This is a genomic window from Pseudomonas sp. Tul2A7 (genome assembly GCF_054790505.1).
In genome coordinates this window covers 4,270,330-4,286,704 of record NZ_CP186499.1, presented here as the reverse complement: position 1 = coordinate 4,286,704, position 16,375 = coordinate 4,270,330, and the positions used below count along the sequence as shown (strand labels likewise).

At 59.8% G+C, this 16,375-nt stretch carries 17 protein-coding genes; 7 read left to right on the top strand and 10 right to left on the bottom strand.

Annotated elements, in window-relative coordinates; genetic code table 11:
- Window positions 1-47 precede the first annotated feature (47 nt).
- Both ACOYXJ_RS19345 and ACOYXJ_RS19340 read right to left on the bottom strand, forming a co-directional pair.
- Window positions 48-1,775: a ShlB/FhaC/HecB family hemolysin secretion/activation protein gene (locus ACOYXJ_RS19345; protein ID WP_460371051.1), complete on the bottom strand. Its 1,728-nt coding sequence runs from the start codon at window positions 1,773-1,775 to the stop codon at window positions 48-50.
- A gap of 108 nt (window positions 1,776-1,883) precedes the next feature.
- The gene (locus ACOYXJ_RS19340; protein ID WP_150794862.1) at window positions 1,884-2,123 is read right to left on the bottom strand and encodes a hypothetical protein; all 240 of its coding nucleotides are present in this window, start codon (window positions 2,121-2,123) and stop codon (window positions 1,884-1,886) included.
- A 68-nt stretch (window positions 2,124-2,191) separates the two neighbouring features.
- On the opposite strand from ACOYXJ_RS19340, the gene ACOYXJ_RS19335 reads away from it, so the two are divergent.
- Together ACOYXJ_RS19335 and ACOYXJ_RS19330 are read left to right on the top strand one after the other, a co-directional pair.
- A complete protein-coding gene (locus tag ACOYXJ_RS19335) occupies window positions 2,192-3,301 on the top strand; it encodes an HlyD family secretion protein (RefSeq protein ID WP_460371049.1) in 1,110 nt (369 codons plus the stop codon).
- Entirely contained in the window at window positions 3,298-4,890 is a 1,593-nt protein-coding gene (locus ACOYXJ_RS19330) for a DHA2 family efflux MFS transporter permease subunit (RefSeq protein ID WP_460371047.1), read from the top strand. The genes ACOYXJ_RS19335 and ACOYXJ_RS19330 overlap by 4 nt, the downstream gene beginning before the upstream one ends.
- 138 nt (window positions 4,891-5,028) lie before the next feature.
- Here the strand turns inward: ACOYXJ_RS19330 and ACOYXJ_RS19325 are convergent, their stop codons facing one another.
- Complete coding sequence (locus ACOYXJ_RS19325; RefSeq protein ID WP_186615839.1) at window positions 5,029-5,469, bottom strand: carboxymuconolactone decarboxylase family protein; 441 nt, start codon at window positions 5,467-5,469, stop codon at window positions 5,029-5,031.
- Between the two features lie 186 nt (window positions 5,470-5,655).
- On the opposite strand from ACOYXJ_RS19325, the gene ACOYXJ_RS19320 reads away from it, so the two are divergent.
- The gene (locus ACOYXJ_RS19320; RefSeq protein ID WP_110720605.1) at window positions 5,656-5,955 is read left to right on the top strand and encodes a hypothetical protein; all 300 of its coding nucleotides are present in this window, start codon (window positions 5,656-5,658) and stop codon (window positions 5,953-5,955) included.
- Window positions 5,956-6,179: 224 nt separating this feature from the next.
- Here ACOYXJ_RS19320 and ACOYXJ_RS19315 read toward each other — a convergent pair whose 3' ends face one another.
- The 3 genes from ACOYXJ_RS19315 to ACOYXJ_RS19305 all read right to left on the bottom strand — a co-directional run bounded on the left by ACOYXJ_RS19315 (window position 6,180) and on the right by ACOYXJ_RS19305 (window position 9,416).
- Window positions 6,180-7,748 (bottom strand): sensor domain-containing diguanylate cyclase, encoded by a 1,569-nt coding sequence (locus ACOYXJ_RS19315; RefSeq protein WP_460371044.1) that lies wholly within the window; start codon window positions 7,746-7,748, stop codon window positions 6,180-6,182.
- Between the two features lie 177 nt (window positions 7,749-7,925).
- Window positions 7,926-8,699 (bottom strand): aldolase, encoded by a 774-nt coding sequence (locus ACOYXJ_RS19310; protein WP_460371042.1) that lies wholly within the window; start codon window positions 8,697-8,699, stop codon window positions 7,926-7,928.
- Between the two features lie 12 nt (window positions 8,700-8,711).
- Entirely contained in the window at window positions 8,712-9,416 is a 705-nt protein-coding gene (locus ACOYXJ_RS19305; protein ID WP_460371040.1) for a haloacid dehalogenase type II, read from the bottom strand.
- Between the two features lie 109 nt (window positions 9,417-9,525).
- Here ACOYXJ_RS19305 and ACOYXJ_RS19300 point away from each other — a divergent pair, with 109 nt between their 5' ends.
- Complete coding sequence (locus ACOYXJ_RS19300) at window positions 9,526-10,383, top strand: LysR substrate-binding domain-containing protein (RefSeq protein WP_460371038.1); 858 nt, start codon at window positions 9,526-9,528, stop codon at window positions 10,381-10,383.
- A gap of 17 nt (window positions 10,384-10,400) precedes the next feature.
- Here the strand turns inward: ACOYXJ_RS19300 and ACOYXJ_RS19295 are convergent, their stop codons facing one another.
- From ACOYXJ_RS19295 to ACOYXJ_RS19280, 4 genes are all read right to left on the bottom strand, one after another.
- The gene (locus ACOYXJ_RS19295; RefSeq protein ID WP_460371036.1) at window positions 10,401-10,922 is read right to left on the bottom strand and encodes a hypothetical protein; all 522 of its coding nucleotides are present in this window, start codon (window positions 10,920-10,922) and stop codon (window positions 10,401-10,403) included.
- Window positions 10,922-11,650, bottom strand: a complete 729-nt coding sequence (locus ACOYXJ_RS19290) for an alpha/beta hydrolase (RefSeq protein WP_460371034.1) — start codon at window positions 11,648-11,650, stop codon at window positions 10,922-10,924. The genes ACOYXJ_RS19295 and ACOYXJ_RS19290 overlap by 1 nt, the downstream gene beginning before the upstream one ends.
- A 3-nt stretch (window positions 11,651-11,653) precedes the next feature.
- Window positions 11,654-12,151, bottom strand: coding sequence for a PAAR domain-containing protein (locus ACOYXJ_RS19285; RefSeq protein ID WP_150811783.1), 498 nt, complete (start codon window positions 12,149-12,151; stop codon window positions 11,654-11,656).
- A gap of 135 nt (window positions 12,152-12,286) precedes the next feature.
- On the bottom strand, window positions 12,287-12,952 hold the full coding sequence (locus ACOYXJ_RS19280; protein ID WP_460371031.1) for a ribonuclease T2: 666 nt from the start codon (window positions 12,950-12,952) through the stop codon (window positions 12,287-12,289).
- Between the two features lie 165 nt (window positions 12,953-13,117).
- Between ACOYXJ_RS19280 and ACOYXJ_RS19275 the strand changes: the two genes are divergently transcribed.
- From ACOYXJ_RS19275 to ACOYXJ_RS19265, 3 genes are all read left to right on the top strand, one after another.
- Window positions 13,118-13,588 carry a hypothetical protein gene (locus tag ACOYXJ_RS19275; protein ID WP_095121097.1) on the top strand — a complete coding sequence of 157 codons (471 nt, stop codon included), beginning with the start codon at window positions 13,118-13,120 and terminating at the stop codon, window positions 13,586-13,588.
- Window positions 13,589-13,637: 49 nt separating this feature from the next.
- The gene (locus ACOYXJ_RS19270; protein WP_460371029.1) at window positions 13,638-14,603 is read left to right on the top strand and encodes a phospholipase D family protein; all 966 of its coding nucleotides are present in this window, start codon (window positions 13,638-13,640) and stop codon (window positions 14,601-14,603) included.
- Window positions 14,604-14,676: 73 nt separating this feature from the next.
- On the top strand, window positions 14,677-16,374 hold the full coding sequence (locus tag ACOYXJ_RS19265) for a copper resistance system multicopper oxidase (protein ID WP_460371027.1): 1,698 nt from the start codon (window positions 14,677-14,679) through the stop codon (window positions 16,372-16,374).
- Window position 16,375 lies beyond the last annotated feature (1 nt).

Sequence of the window (16,375 nt, the reverse complement as noted above, 5' to 3'; positions counted from 1 at the left end):
CGTGGCTGACGCGCTCAGATCCGACGGCTGTTTGTTCACTGCGTTGTTCAGATTTGCAGGCCCACGCGCATCAGCCAGGTTTCAGGCTCGTGCTGCAGACCGTTCGGCGTGTTAAGCGCGCGTTGGTAATCGACATCCACTTGCAGGTTCTTCCAGCCCAGATTCACGCCGACACTGGCGCCACTCAGGCGCTGGCCCTGAGCGCCGTGATCGGCCTTGATCCAGCCGTGGTCGAGGCCCGCGCGCGGGGTGATCTGCACCGGCCACTCAGTGCGCAAAGGCAAGCGCAGGGTGTTGCGCCAGATCGCACCGCTGGCGCCGGAGGCACTGCTGACCCGATAACCGCGCACCGCCGAATCGTCGGTGCCGAGCAATTGTTCGATGGCCGGCAACGGATCCGGGCTGTACTGCAAATTAAGCTGGCTCTGCCACTGCCAGGCCTGCGCGCCAAGCTGACCATTGCGCCATTGGCTGAGGCCAGCGCGGTACTTGCGGAACTGTGCCTTGGGCAGGTTGTTGATCTGCTGCTGAGAGTCGTCGTCGGCGCCAAACCAGCGCAGCCCCTGGGCGTAATTGACGTCGAGGTTCCACACCGCGCGGTCGAGCCAGAACAGATTGAGCCCAGCCTCGGCCACGGTGAGGGTCGGGCTCTGAATACCGAGGCGAACGTCTTGCAGATAGCTGTCGACATCCTTGTGCGCCAGTTGCAGGTTGGCGCTGAGCTGGCGACTCTGGTCGCGCCACAACACGCGGTCGGCGCGCAGACTGACCTGATCGGTGATGCCGGTGCTGTGGAAAGTCACGCTTGGCAGTTTGAACGGCGCACGGTATTCGGCGTGGCTGGCGAACACGCTATAAGTCCAGTAGCCGTAAGGGATCGCGTAATACAGGCTGGCATTGCGGTTGTAGCGGTCACCCTGATTGAGGGTGTCGCTGGCGCTGAGGCTCAACAGGTCGTTGAGTTGCAGCGGGCTATCGAGACTGAGGCTGACGGTGTCGCGGTCGCGCCCAGTGCTGGCGCTGCCGAGGTTGTCGATCCCGGCATTCAGGGCCCAGCGTGACGGCGCAGCGCTGCGCGAGCGCAGGATGATTCGCGAGGCGCCGGGCTGGCTGCCGGGAGCGATATCGGCGGTGAGATCGATCGAACGCAAGCGATTCAATTGATCGAGGCCTTGCTCCAGATCGCGCAGGTTCAGCGGCTCGCCGAGCATGTTCGGAAACGCGCCGCCGAGGGACACCGGCAGACTCTGATCGGCCAGTTCGATGGACTCGATGTAGCCTTCGTCAACACGGATATCCAGCGACTGCCCCGCTGCTGGTGCGCTGAGCAGATACGGACGGCTGGCGATGTAGCCCTTGTCGACGTAGCTCGCGGTGATGGTCGCCAACAGATGATTGATCTGGCCGACGCCCATGCATGGCACCAGTAGCGGTTTGATCCGTGCGTTGAGTTTGTCGCTGTCGATCAGCGTGACACCACCGATGTGCGCGCCGCTCAATGGCCAGCAACGTTCATCGGGAGCAACGGTTTGCGGGATGGCCGGGGTGATCGGCGTCGGGCCGAACGCGCCACGCTCCAATTGCCGTTTTCTCTGTTCAAGTTGCAGTTGTTGCAGATCGCGCTGTTGCTGTTGCTGCTGGCGCAGCACTTCCTGGCCCGGCGCTACAGGTTCGGCGGCTTCAATCGAGGAGGCACACACACTCAACACAAAGGCCGACAGCAGCGGGCAAAGCGGGGAACGACGGCGAAAAACAGCGCGAAACGGAAACGGCACGCAACATCCTTGCGATCATAAAATGGCGTAATGCCATGTCATCAATGATCGTGATAGTCGGAGCCCTCCTACACAAATGCAAGACGCTTCCTACAGCGCTTACATTTCTTAAACAATTGCTTTGCCTGGCTTTATTGTCAGCAGCAAGGCCACGGCACTGCACGCTATCAGGGTTTCCCCGAGGGCCTGAAAGTTGCCGGCGCGCGTCAGTCCCACGCTGACGGGGCGAGGCGAATCAATTGCAGCGCCTGGATCACTGCCGTTAAAAAATGCCTGCTCCAAAACCTGAGCTTGGCGCGAACCTTCTTCAGCGCAAACAAGCAACTGACGATCGGCGTCAGAAATCATTTGCGACTAAATATTACCTACGTCATATTACAGCCGTAATAACGACCCGTTTACGCAGGTAATTCGCCATGACCAGCATGCCCACCCTCGAACCTGTTGTGGTGAAGACCAAGCCGCCCCTGCTTAAACGCTTGCTGCTTCCCGGCGCGGGTTTGCTCGCGCTGATCTTCGCCGGTGTGTACGCCGTGCACTGGTGGGGCGCCGGGCGTTTTCTTGAAGAAACCGACGATGCCTATATTGGTGGCGATGTCACGGTGATCGGGCCGAAAGTCGCCGGTTACATTGACGAAGTGCTGGTCAGCGACAACCAGCACGTGAAGGCCGGCGACGTGTTGATCCGCCTCGACGCCCGCGACTATCGCGCCAACCTCGCCAAGGCCGAAGGCGCAGTGGCCGCCGAAGAAGCCCTGCTGGCCAACCTCGACGCCACCGAACAACTGCAACAAGCAGTGATCGGCCAGGCCCGCGCCGGCATCGATGCTGCCGGTGCGGAAACCGCACGTTCACGGGATGACAACGCACGCTACAAACGCCTGGTGACCACCAATGCCGTGTCGGTAGAAAGCGCACAACGCGCCGACGCCACCTTCAAAACCGCGCAAGCCCTGAGCGCCCGCGCCCAGGCCGAACTGCTCGCCGCGCAACGCCAACTGGCGGTGATCGACACCCAGAAACAACAGGCCCGTGCCGCCCTTCAACAAGCCCGCGCCGAGCGTGATCTGGCGCAACTGAACCTCGGCTACACCGAACTGCGCGCGCCGGTCGATGGGGTGATCGGCAACCGGCGCGCACGGGTTGGCGCCTACGCGCAGGCCGGTTCGCAACAGTTGTCGGTGGTGCCGGCCAGAGGCTTGTGGGTCGATGCCAATTTCAAGGAAGACCAATTGGCGCGGATGAAACCCGGGCAACGCGTGAGCATCCGCGCCGACGTCCTCTCCGGTCAGGAATTCCACGGCCGCCTCGACAGCCTCGCCCCCGCCACTGGCTCGCAATTCAGTGTGCTGCCGCCGGAAAACGCCACCGGCAACTTCACCAAAATCGTCCAGCGCGTACCGGTGCGCATCCTCCTCGACCCGGCCGACGGCGTGCTCGGTCACCTGCGCCCGGGCCTCTCGGTAACGGCGGAAGTCGACACCCGCGCGCAACCGGAAACCAGCGCCGTGGCCGTCGCGCCATGAGCACCACCCTCGCCGCCCCAGCGCAACCGTTCAACGCGGCGGACATGGCGACCGCGACCAAAGTATTCGCCTTCGCTACCATGTGCATCGGCATGTTCATCGCGCTGCTGGATATCCAGATCGTCTCGGCGTCGCTGCGCGATATCGGCGGTGGACTCTCCGCCGGTACCGATGAAACCGCGTGGGTGCAGACCAGTTACCTGATCGCCGAAATCATCGTGATTCCGCTGTCGGGCTGGCTGTCACGGGTGTTCTCGACGCGCTGGTTGTTCTGCGCTTCGGCGGTCGGTTTTACCTTGGCGAGTTTGCTCTGCGGCATCGCCTGGAACATCCAGAGCATGATTGCCTTTCGCGCGCTGCAAGGTTTTCTCGGCGGCTCGATGATTCCGCTGGTGTTCACCACGGCGTTCTTTTTCTTCACCGGCAAACAACGGGTAATCGCCGCCGCGACCATCGGCGCGGTCGCGTCACTGGCGCCGACATTGGGGCCGGTGATTGGCGGCTGGATCACCGATATTTCCTCGTGGCACTGGTTGTTCTACATCAACCTGGTGCCGGGGATTTTCGTTGCCGTAGCGGTGCCGATGCTGGTGAAAATCGACCAACCGGAATTGTCCCTGCTCAAAGGCGCGGACTATCTGAGCATGGTGTTTCTCGCGCTGTTTCTCGGCTGCCTGGAATACACCCTCGAAGAAGGCCCGCGCTGGAACTGGTTCAGCGACCAGACCATTCTGACCACCGCGTGGATCAGTGGCTTGGCAGGATTGGCGTTCATTGGCCGCACCTTGCACGTGGCCAATCCGATCGTCGATCTGCGTGCGTTGAAGGATCGCAATTTCGCCCTCGGCTGCTTCTTTTCGTTCGTCACCGGCATTGGCCTGTTCGCGACGATTTACCTGACACCGCTGTTCCTCGGCCGCGTGCGCGGCTACAGCGCACTGGACATTGGTCTGGCGGTTTTCTCTACTGGCGTGTTCCAGATCATGGCGATTCCGCTGTATGCCTTTCTGGCCAATCGCATGGACCTGCGCTGGATCATGATGATCGGCCTGGGTTTATTCGCGGTGTCGATGTGGGAATTCAGCCCGATCACCCACGACTGGGGCGCCGGCGAGTTGATGCTGCCGCAAGCGTTGCGCGGGATTGCTCAGCAACTGGCAGTGCCGCCGGCGGTGACGTTGACCTTGGGAGGGTTGGCACCCGCACGGCTCAAGCATGCGTCGGGCCTGTTCAACCTGATGCGCAATCTCGGCGGTGCGATTGGTATTGCGGCGTGTGCGACGATTCTCAATGACCGCACCAACCTGCACTTCACGCGGTTGGCCGAGCATCTGAACAGCAGCAATGAGGCGATGAATCAGTGGCTGTCGCAGGTCGGCGGCAACCTCGCGAGTCTGGGCCAGAGCGGCGACGTCGGCGTCACCGCCAGCCTGCGCCAGTTGTGGCTGCTGACTTACCGCGAGGCGCAGACGCAAACCTACGGCGACACCTTTTTGATGATCGGGGCGTGCTTCGTCATCGCCACCGCGATGGTGCCCTTGATGCGCAAGGTGCAACCACCGGCGGCGCCGAGTGCGGATGGGCATTGATCACTATTTTCTGGCCATGCTTATTTCCCCTGTGGGAGCGAGCCTGCTCGCGAAAGCGTCGTATCAGTCACCATGGTTGTTATCTGACACTCCGCTTTCGCGAGCAGGCTCGCTCCCACAGGGGTTATGCGTTGAGGCTTAAGCCTGTGGGGTTTTGCGGAAGCCCACCGCCAGACGGTTCCAGCTGTTGATGGTGTTGATTGCTACGGTCAAATCGACCATTTCTTTCGGGGTGAACTGGGCTGCGACTACTTCGTAATCTTCGTCCGGCGCATGGGTCAGGCTCAGCTGCGTCAACGATTCAGTCCACAGCAGCGCGGCGCGTTCGCGGTCGCTGAAAAACGGCGCTTCACGCCAGGCGGTCACCGCGAACAGACGACGCGGGGTTTCGCCGCCCTTGATCGCATCGGTGGTGTGCATGTCGATGCAGAACGCGCAGCCGTTGATTTGCGAAGCGCGCAGCTTGACCAGTTCGATCAGGTTTTTTTCCAGCGGCAGTTTGGACACCGCGGTTTCCAGCGCGATCATCGCTTTCAGAGCGTCTGGGGAAGCGGTATAGAAATCGGTACGAGGTTTCATGGTGGCTCCGGGCAACAAGTGAATGTGTGGCTACGTTAGTCCTCGCACCCGGCTCGGCAAATAGCCAATATTCCAGAAGATCAGGAGGCCACTGGGTGCAAGGGCTGACCGCTCGTCAGCCAACCGGCACCAAGGGGCCTGCGCGTCTGACCAATATCAGGTACATCCCCTTTCTGGAGACGGATCATGATCACGCGCAAACTCACTTCGTTGTTACTGGCCGGGCTGCTGGCCAGCGCCTCGGCCGCCAGCTTCGCCGCCAACGATGGCGCTGACGCCACCGGCACCAAATCCGGCGCTACGAGCGGTTCGACCATGCCACCGGATAACACGCCGGGCGCGCCTTCGGGCGGTAATGGCTCCGACGGTGCCGGTTCCGGTACCGGCACCAACGGCGGCGCCAGCGGTTCGGGTTCGGGGGCTGGCGGCGGCACCGGTTCGGCCGGCGGCGGGACTGGCGGTGCGGGCGGTGGCACGGGCGGCTGAACGAACAAGAGCCATCCGTGGTGAAAACCCTCGGTGGTATGGGTATTCACATAACCTTGGCTTGATGAAAATCACTGTGGGAGCTGGCTTGCCAGCGATAGCGTCAGCACAGTCAACATCTTCCTTGACTGACCGACCGTTATCGCTGGCAAGCCAGCTCCCACAAGTTCCTGCGACAATCACACAATCCCCTCTCACCCACAGGGTTTGTGCCAGGCTCTGGGTTAGCGATCGGAGCGCATCAATTCGGCCAGGCCGCTGTCCAGCGACAGCACCGCCGCGCGATTGCGTCCGGCATTTTTTGCCTGATACAGCGCCGCATCGGCACGCTGGATAAACACTTCCGGGCTGTCATTGCCGCTCGGAATAAACGAATAACAACCCAGACTCACCGTCAGGTAACCGGTCGGCGAGCCACTGTGGATGATGTGCTTGTCGATCACGCTGCGGCGGATCTGCCCGGCAATCGCCAGCGCACCGTTGATATCGGTGTCCGGCAACAGCACCGCAAACTCCTCGCCACCATAACGTACCGCCAAATCAGACTTGCGCTGACAGCACGTCTGCAGCACCTGTGCGACCTGGGTCAGACAATGATCCCCGGCGACATGCCCGTAGGCATCGTTGTAGCGCTTGAAGAAATCGATATCGAGCATGATCAGGCTGACCGGGCTGACCTGCCGCGCGCCACGGGCGAATTCGATCTCCAGCGAGCGCTCGAACAGACGTCGATTGGCCAGCCCGGTCAGGCTGTCGTGGGTCGCAATCTGCTCCAGTGTGCGCTGGGCCTTGCGCAGATTTTTCTCGATCCGTTCGCCGTCACGCACCTGGTGAATGAACACCCAGCCAAACAGGCCGACGCCAAGGATCACCAGGGCGACAATCACACTCGACTGGAATGCGCGGGCGTACCAACCCTCGAGAATCGTGTCGCGCGACGTCGCCGCCGACACCACCAGCGGATACGCCGCCAAGCGCCGATAGCCGTACAAACGCACAACGCCATCGACCACCGAATCGATCATTGCGGTGCCAGCCGAGGCTTCGGGCAGCAACGTGCGATAAATCCGCCCTTGCGCCAGCGACGTGCCGATCTGGTTTTCAACAAACGGACGGCGGGCGAGCAAGGTGCCGTCGCTCAGACCGAGAAACATGATGCCTTGGTCATCGAGGCTGAAACTTTCGAAGAAACGATCGAAGTACGACATCTTGATCCCGGCCAGCAGCACACCCTGAAAATTGCCGGCGTGATCATTGATGCGCTTGGAAATCGGGATGATCCACTCGCCGTTCTCGCGGCTGCGGATCGCCGGGCCGATGTGCGCCACTGTCGAGGCATTCTGCTGGTGGAATTTGAAGTACTCGCGGTCGGCCACGCCATTGCCACGGGGCAGATCGGCAAACGAGGTAATCACCCATTGGCCTTCGCGATCGAACAGGAACACCCCGTGCAACTGATCGAGTTGCTGCACCCGTCGGGCAAAAGTTCTCTGCAAACGCGGTTTCTGCGCGGCGCCGTAGCCGTCGTCCTGAATCCATTCGACCAGGCTGGTCATCACCAGATCGGCGGCGAGGAATGTGTCCTCGGCCTGCTGCGCCATGGCCCGGGTCAGATTGCTCGAAGCCACCTCCGCTACCGCCAGATCCTGCCGTCGCGACTGCTCCAGTTGCAGGTACAGCAAACCGGACAGGCACAGACTCACTGCAACGATAAACAGCACCGCGGCTTTGCGTAACGGCAGGCGTTTAAGCGCGCCGGGGGCCTGTTGCGGGTCGTGAATAGGGATAGGCAAAAGCAAGTCCTGGGCAGGTACGACAAGGGCGCCAGCGGGAAAACCCTTATGTTTGTGAGCGTAGCCCACCGGAATCTACGGGGCAAACACCCCGGTCCCGCCCAGGTATATCGGCGCGCAACGAGTTTGGATGATCGCTGTTCGCAGATTTATTTTCGATTGCCTCTTTCGGGTTAGTCAGTTGTGAAGGGCCAGGCGCCGCATCGCACTGTGCAGATGCGCGCGCGCACTTTGCGGATCACCTTCGCGCATCTGCTCATAGGCGCGTTGTGCAATGGCATGAGGCACAGGCTTCAGTTCCCGTTGCGTGGCCATCGCCAGCAATTGCACCTGCGCGGCGCGCTCCAGGTAATAGAGGTCGTCCCAGGCTTCGGCGATGGTCGGCGCGGTAACGATCACGCCGTGATTTTTCAGGAACAGAATGTCGGCATCGCCCATGACACTGCCGATACGGTCGCCTTCGCACGCGTCCAGCGCCAGACCGTTGTAATCCTCGTCTACCGCCGTGCGCCCATAGAACTTCAGCGCGGTCTGCCCCAGCCACAACAGCGGCGGCCCTTGCAACAGGCACAGCGCCGTGGCGTGAGGCATGTGGGTGTGGAAGGCGACTTTCACTCGCGGCAGTTGCTTGTGCAGGCGCGCATGAATGTAAAACGCCGTGGCTTCCGGCTGGCCTTCGCCTTCAACCACATTGCCGTCGAAGTCGCAGACCAGCAGATTCTGCGCAGTCACTTCGGCAAACGCATAACCGTAGGGATTGACCAGAAACAGATCGTCATGCCCCGGCACCATCGCCGAAAAATGATTGCAGATGCCCTCCTCCAGGCCATGCAACGCGGCCAATTGAAAGCACGCCGCGAGTTCGCTGCGCGCGGTGATGATCGCTTCCGTGTCGAGGTTCAGCGCTGTCGGGCGTGAGGCCCGCGCACTGGCGCTCAGGGTGTGAGCCATGACGATTCTCCGTTACCAACCGAGGGATTTGAACAGCGGCAACACTTGATCGAGGCGGTTGAGGATCGCGTCGGGGCGATAGTCCGGCAGCAACTGGCGACCGGTGCCGCGATCGATCCACACACAGCGAAAACCCATGTCCCGCGCCGCCGTGTGGTCGAGCATGGGGCTGGCGCAGATGTGCACCACCTCTGCGCGGCTGACGCCCAACTGCTCATGAGCGTAGTCGAACAGGCGCGGCGCCGGTTTGTAGGCGCCGGCCTGTTGCGCGGTGATCACCCGATCGATATAGCCGCCGAGTTGCGCGACGTTGCCGGCAATGATCTCGTCGTCGGTGTTGGAGACGATGCACAGTTTGAAACCCATGGTTTTCAATTCACGCAGGGTCTCGATCACCTCGGCAAACGGCGGCATTTTCGGGATCGCGGCGGCCAGACGCTGGCTGTCTTCGGGCAGGCTGGGCAGGCCCAACTCTTCCAGGGCCAATTGCAGGCCGAGGGTGCTGAGCTCGCGGAATGATCGGTGCGGCGGCGTTTGTTCGAGGCGATGTTCATGGCGATCATAGACTTCGATCAGTTGCCCGACGTCGACCTGATGCTCGCCCTTCTCGCTGAGAATTTCGCCGACAACGGCTTTGAGGCCTTCGTCCCATTGAATCAACGTGCCGTAGCAATCGAAGGTCAGCCACTGCGGGCGCGGGGTGTGGATGAGTGTCATTGGTCGAATCCTCTGTAGTGAGGACTTCAGCTTATGAGCGCTCGGTGATAGTGTGAAATTAAATAAATAGCCAATCGTCAGTTGAAAAGCCACTATCGAGAGCGCCGCCATGCTGGACCTGGAATTACTGAAAACCTTTGTCTGCGTGGTCGATGAAGGCAGCTTCACCCGCGCCGCCGAGCGCGTGCACCGGACCCAGTCGACGGTCAGCCAGCAGGTGCGCAAACTCGAAGACCTCGTTGGCCACGCCCTGCTGCTGCGCGACCGTACCGGACTGAATGTCGCCGTCACCGAACACGGCGAACTGCTGATCCACTACGCCCGCCGTTTGCTCGCGCTGTCCGCTGAAGCCACTGAAGCGCTGGCCAGCGACCTCGACTTGGAAATCCTGCGGATCGGCATGCCGGAAGACTTCGACGCGCGGCGCATGGCACTGATCCTTGCAGGCTTCACCCGCAGCCATCCGCAAGCACGGCTGGAAACTCTCAGCGGCATGAGCCTCGATCTGCGCCAGCGCCTCGATGCCGGCGACATCGACATCGCCCTGATCAAACGCGAACCCGATAGCGGCCCGGCGTGGGCGACCTGGCCGGAGCGGCTGGTGTGGGTCAAAGGTGCGGAGTTTGATTCGTCGAGCGGTGTGTTGCCGTTGGCGTTGTTTCCGCAAGGCTGCCTGTATCGGCAGCGCGCCATTCGTTTACTCGATGTTGCCCAGCGACCGTGGCGGGTGGCGTTTGGCAGCCACAGTCTGACCGGGATTCAAGCAGCGGTGGCCTCAGGGCTGGGAGTGTCGGTGCTGCCGGTGTCGGCGGTGTTGCCTGAGCATCAGGTGTGTACGGATTTGCCGGAACTGGCGCCGACGGAATTGGCGTTGGTCAGTCGTGAGGGTGTGTTGAGCGGGTTACAGCGCGGTCTGGTGGAGTTTTTGCGTGGGGAGTTGGGGGTGGATGCGGGGGGATTCGCCTGAAATCCCCCTTGCTTCTGTTATCGGGGTTTGTTGATTTCCCGCAGCAGATCCGCGACGGGAATGTTCATGGTGTTGGAGTAGTAGGGTTTGTAGCCGTAGGCGGTGACGACGACTTTGCAGGGGATTTGTTGTTTGTTGGCGAGAAGGTGGTTCAGTTCTGCCACTGACAGATCTCTCTCCGTACTTCGGTCGCTGGAGGTTTCAGTGATAAATGTACTGGTCGAAAAGGAGAATCTGGAGTTACCGTTTTCGCGTATATCAGAATCTACCAGCCCCACTGCAGAAAACTGAATAGCTTTGCCAACCGAAAAATCGTGGTCATCCGCTAACGCGCACCTCAATGTCCCCGAAGCCATCCCTTGCCTTTCGCCTCGGCCAAACAGGTTCAAAACATCCACATCGGATTGATATTTGATGACATATAAAAGGGAACTCGACCTGTCTACGGACACATAACTTAAATTTGCCGGAGGCTGTAAATGGTCCTTTGCACATCCCGAACAGACAGCCAGAACCACGCTAAGGAAAAACCTGTACATCACGAAAACTCCTTCATGATTGAATCAAACAGCAAGTCACTTGCAGATTTACCATCAGCGATTGGGGCGTTTAGCAATCCCAGTGCGTTAGCGTGATTCGTGTCGACATTTACGTTAATTGACGGTCCGCAGGAGATAATCCATTTTTCCCCGAAGTCCGCGACCCCGTCTGATGGGTCTCTCTTGGAAGGTGTTGCCTTGATATTGATCCAATCAACCGAAACTGGCGCGGGACGTTCGCGATAAATGTCTGAGCCCAGCCACACCAAAGCCCCTTCACCCACAGGATCCAGAGTGATCAGCATCTGAACCTTGTAACCCCAATCCGACATTATTTTGGACAGGTGCGCACCATTCCAGCCGCCGAGGCTATGGCCGACGATATACACGGGACAGCTTTTATACGGAATAAGGCTTAGCACGTGCCGTTGAATGTCCTGCTTTCCTCTGACTTCGTTGTAACCCAACCATTCCGATTTATATTTCCCTTCTCCCTTTAATGTCTCAGTGCGCCGATCAAATGCAAGTCGTGCATCCTGGATGTTTTCATAAGGCCCCGAAAAATAATAACTCTCCTTATCTCCCGCACCTCCGATAAAAACCACAATCGCCTTGGTACTCTCCACCGGCACAGGCTTGTCACTGACATCCTTCTTGTCCGTCAGCGCATGTTCCTTGTGCAGCTTGTAATTGTTGCCCTTCGCGCACGTTACCGTTTCAGCAGTCATCCCTTACTCCTCCAAAAACAACTTGATGGTTTCCGGCAGATGCGAGCTGACTTGGTGAGTAAATCCGTTCGCGTCAGACACCCCATGTTCCAGACGTCCGTCAGCGCGCTGAATAACGTAAGGATGATCAGGCATGGGCTCACCGGTCACGTCATTGACCAGTTTCAACCGGTCAGTGAAATGCACCGGCATCGGCAACAAGCCACTGAAGGGAGCCGATGTCACTGTGTCACCGATGATGACCGTGCCTGAACCGCCGATGACGACATTGCCGTGACCACCGGTGCTGTCCAGTGTCGCGGCGTTCAAACCATTGATGAACACCGTCGACGCAACAGCGCCGGTAATCGGGCTACCGCAGGCGGATTTGTCAGTCATCCGCGCAGCCGCCAAGCCGTCGAAATTCACATTCGGGGAGCCACTGACAATGGGATTGGTGCCATGTCCCGGCAATGGGCAGGCGGTTGGATCGGTGACGCGGGCGGCGGGTTTTCCGCTCATGAACAGCTCCTTGCAATGTTGCGGGTCATCCTTTTGGGGGGCGCAAGCATGCGGGAATTTTCCAGGCGCTTCAAACCTTCAGACCCAAAAAGGCGCCCGATCGGGCGCCTTTTTGATACGTGGAAACCGCTCAGCTTAGCGCGACGGCGGCACCCGGATATCCCCCGCCCGGCACTGGGTTTTCACACCTTTGCCACACGCACCGAACTGCAAATCCTTGCCCATGCACACGCGCACTTCCGACAGTTCCGGGCCGCTGCAAATGACCGCGATGCCATCCGCCGGAATCCCCGGGTTGGCCTTGCGGAACAGGTCAGCAATTTCCTGCGCTTCGAAGTAATAGGAACTGCTGAACGGTTGCAGTTCATCGGGGATTTTCACCGCCGCTACGGCTTTGTCCGCTTCATCCAGATAACCCATCGCGCCGAGGCCGCTGCAGGTGCCGTGCTTGGCCCATTCGTGGTCGAGCAGTTTTTTGGTCGGGAACAGCGTCAGGCCCTGGCTGGTTTGCGCCGCGTTCAGCGTGGTCAGCGGCGGGCAGGATTCCGGCCAGCCACCCTTGGCGTATTGCGGCCACAAACCGTGCAGCACGAAGCCGTAGCCCTTGCCCGTGCACTGCGAGTCATCTTTGTGCGTCAAACAAAAGGTCGGCGACCAGGACAACGCCAGCAGGTAGTAATCGAACACCCCCGCCACCGATTCCGCCTGGGCCTTGCTCGCCTGCGATTGGCGCGCCGAACTCAAACCGATGCTACCGGCCGTCAGCGCAATCACTGCCAAAATTGTAAACAGCTTTTTCATCTACCCGCTCCTTGGGACGCCTGCGTCCGTGGTTTTCAATCCTGACCAGACTTGGCCAGCGCTGATTTCGACACGCTTGTGTTGCAAGCGCATGACGCAAGGCAACGCCGTACGCCGTTGAAAGGTCTACGATTAACAGGCAGACATCAAACCAAGGGATCCGAAATGAGTAAAGCAGACGAACTCGCCGCCAAACTCAAGCAAACCCGGCACACCCACGCGGATGCCGCGCTGGAGATCGATTGCTGGCCGGCGCAGGTGTACGACTTGTACCACCGCATCGAGGCGTGGCTGCAGCCGGTCACCGAGGTTGGGTTGAAGATTCGCCGCAATCCGACCCACGTTTGCGAAACCTCACCCGATGGTGAGCCTCACGATTACGCCATCGACCAACTGGTGATCGAGGCCAATGATCGAAGCCTGACATTTGATCCCATCGCACGATTTACCGAGGATGGCGCCGGCCGGGTGCAAATCACCCTGGAAGACAGGAACACCTATCTGCTGCGCACCGTCGATGAACACCATGAGAGCCACTGGTGGTTGCAAACCGTCGAAACCGGTCAGGAGCTGGATGCGATTGCGCTGACCGAGAACAACTTGTTGCAGGTAGTGCAGGAAGGGCTTGGCCTCTAGGGTCAACAACTCCGGCAGAATTTCTTTTAACCCTCTCAGAGTTGTACTGATGACACGATTGATTCAAAACCAGCAACAACTCGCTCAATGGGCGCGCGAAGTCAAAGGTTCACTGGATATTGCCGTAGCCTTTTGGGGCGAAGGCGCCATTTCGGAACTGGGTCTTGATCAACGCCAGGGGGACGTCCGTATTCTGCTTGATCTGTCCGCCGGGGCAACCAACCCCGCAGTGGTAAGACATCTGCTGCAACTGCATCCAGCGAAGATTCGCAGCCTCCCCCGACTCCATGCCAAGGCTTATATTGGCGAAAACGAACTGATCGCAGGGAGCGCCAATGCGTCAGCCAATGGCTTGGGCATTGAGGGTCAGGCAGCCAATCACTGGATTGAACTCGGCATCCTGACGGACGATACCGTAGCGATACAGGACGCAAAACGCTGGTTCGCTGAACGCTGGTCTGAGTCGGAGGCCATCGATGTCGACAGTGCCTGCTTCAAAAAAATCGAAGCGGCCTGGACAGCTCGGCAAAAATTCCGGCAAGTGCAAGACACCCAGCCTGACTCGCTGATCGCGGCGGCCATGAAAGACCCTGAAGCTTTTGAGTCGGAACGCTGGTTCGTTACTGTCGACATTCACGATATGTCCACCAAAGGCAAAAAGGCTCTGGCGCAAAAGTCGAAGGAACTGGGGCAACCGGCATTTGGCTGGGAGAGCTGGAGCGATATCCCGCAGCATGCACACTTCATCAGCTTCTATCACGATGGGGAGCAGTTCTGTTTTGCTGAAGAGGACGGTGCCAATGAACCCGTCTTTTACTCGGCTGCCGGGCAACCCGAGTTCATGCAGTATGTGAGCGCCAGTCATATTCCAGGTTACAAAAACAACCTGGGAGCGCTGCACGAATGGCTACCGCTGTTACACAAAGCCAAAGCGAGCACTTCCAACTGGAAGTCCGAGGGTGGAATGTGCATGGATCTCGGGACGTTTGCCGCGTTAAACCTGTCAAAACTGTAATCTCCGCCTCAGCCAACTGAAAGCTGGCGCTGGTTAGCCTCCCCGTCATGAGTCAAACGGGGATTTCCAGCGCATGCCTTCCAACCCATCACGACGCACCTTCGTCAAAGGCTTCGCCGCCGGCAGCCTGCTCGGTGGCCTCGGTCTGTGGCGCACGCCGGTCTGGGCGCTGAATGCGCCCGGTCAATTGCATGAACTGAGCGGCAGCGACTTCGAGCTGTTCATCGGCGAAACTCCGGTCAACTTCACCGGCAGCCCACGCACGGCGATGACCATCAACGGCAGCCTGCCCGGCCCGCTGCTGCGCTGGCGCGAGGGCGATACGGTGACGCTGCGGGTGCGCAACCGACTCAGCGCCAGCACCTCGATTCACTGGCACGGCATTCTGCTGCCGGCGAACATGGACGGCGTACCCGGCCTGAGTTTTCACGGCATCGAACCGGGTGGCGTGTACGTCTATCAATTCAAGGTGCGGCAGAACGGCACCTACTGGTATCACAGCCATTCCGGCTTGCAGGAACAGGCCGGCGTCTACGGGCCGCTGGTGATCGACGCCAGGGAACCGGAGCCGTTCCAGTACGACCGCGAGTTCGTGGTGATGCTCAGCGACTGGAGCGACGAAGGCCCGACCAGCCTGATGAAAACCCTGAAAAAACAGTCCGACTACTACAACTTCGACAAACGCACCGTTGGCGATTTCATCAATGACGTCAGCGAAAAAGGCTGGGGCGCCACCGTTGCCGATCGCAAGATGTGGGCAGAGATGAAAATGAATCCCACCGACATTGCCGACGTCAGTGGCGCCACTTACACCTTCCTCATGAATGGCCACGCGCCGGACAACAACTGGACCGGCCTGTTTCGCCCCGGGGAAAAACTGCGTCTGCGCCTGATCAATGGCTCGGCCATGACCTACTTCGACGTGCGCATTCCCGGATTGAAAATGACCGTAGTTGCGGCGGACGGCTTGCACGTCAAACCGGTCAGCGTCGATGAACTGCGCATCGCCGTGGCCGAGACTTACGACGTCATCGTTGAGCCGGACGCCGAGGCGTACACCCTGTTTGCCCAGGCTATGGATCGTACCGGTTTTGCCCGTGGCACCCTCGCCACTCGCGCCGGGTTATCTGCGCCCGTACCGGGTCTGGACCCGCGCCCACTGGTGACCATGGACGACATGGGCATGGGCGGCATGGATCACGGTTCAATGGACATGAGCACCATGGATCACTCGACGATGGGGCCGATGCAATCCCATCCCGACAGCGAAAAAGACAATCCTCTGGTGGACATGCAAGCCATGACCACCGCACCAAAACTCGACGATCCCGGCCTCGGTCTGCGCAACAACGGCCGCCGCGTGCTCACCTACGCCGACCTGCGCAGCACCTTCGAAGACCCGGATGGCCGCGACCCGAGCCGCACGGTCGAACTGCACCTGACCGGCCACATGGAGAAGTTCGCCTGGTCGTTCAACGGCATCAAATTCTCCGACGCCGAACCTTTGCGCCTGATGTACGGCGAGCGCATCCGCCTGGTGCTGGTCAACGACACGATGATGACCCACCCCATTCATCTGCACGGCATGTGGAGCGATCTGGAAGACGAAAACGGCGACTTCCAGGTACGCAAACACACCATCGACATGCCGCCCGGCACGCGCCGCACCTACCGCGTCACCGCCGACGCACTCGGCCGCTGGGCCTATCACTGCCACCTGCTGTACCACATGGAAATGGGCATGTTCCGCGAAGTGCGGGTAGAAGAATGAG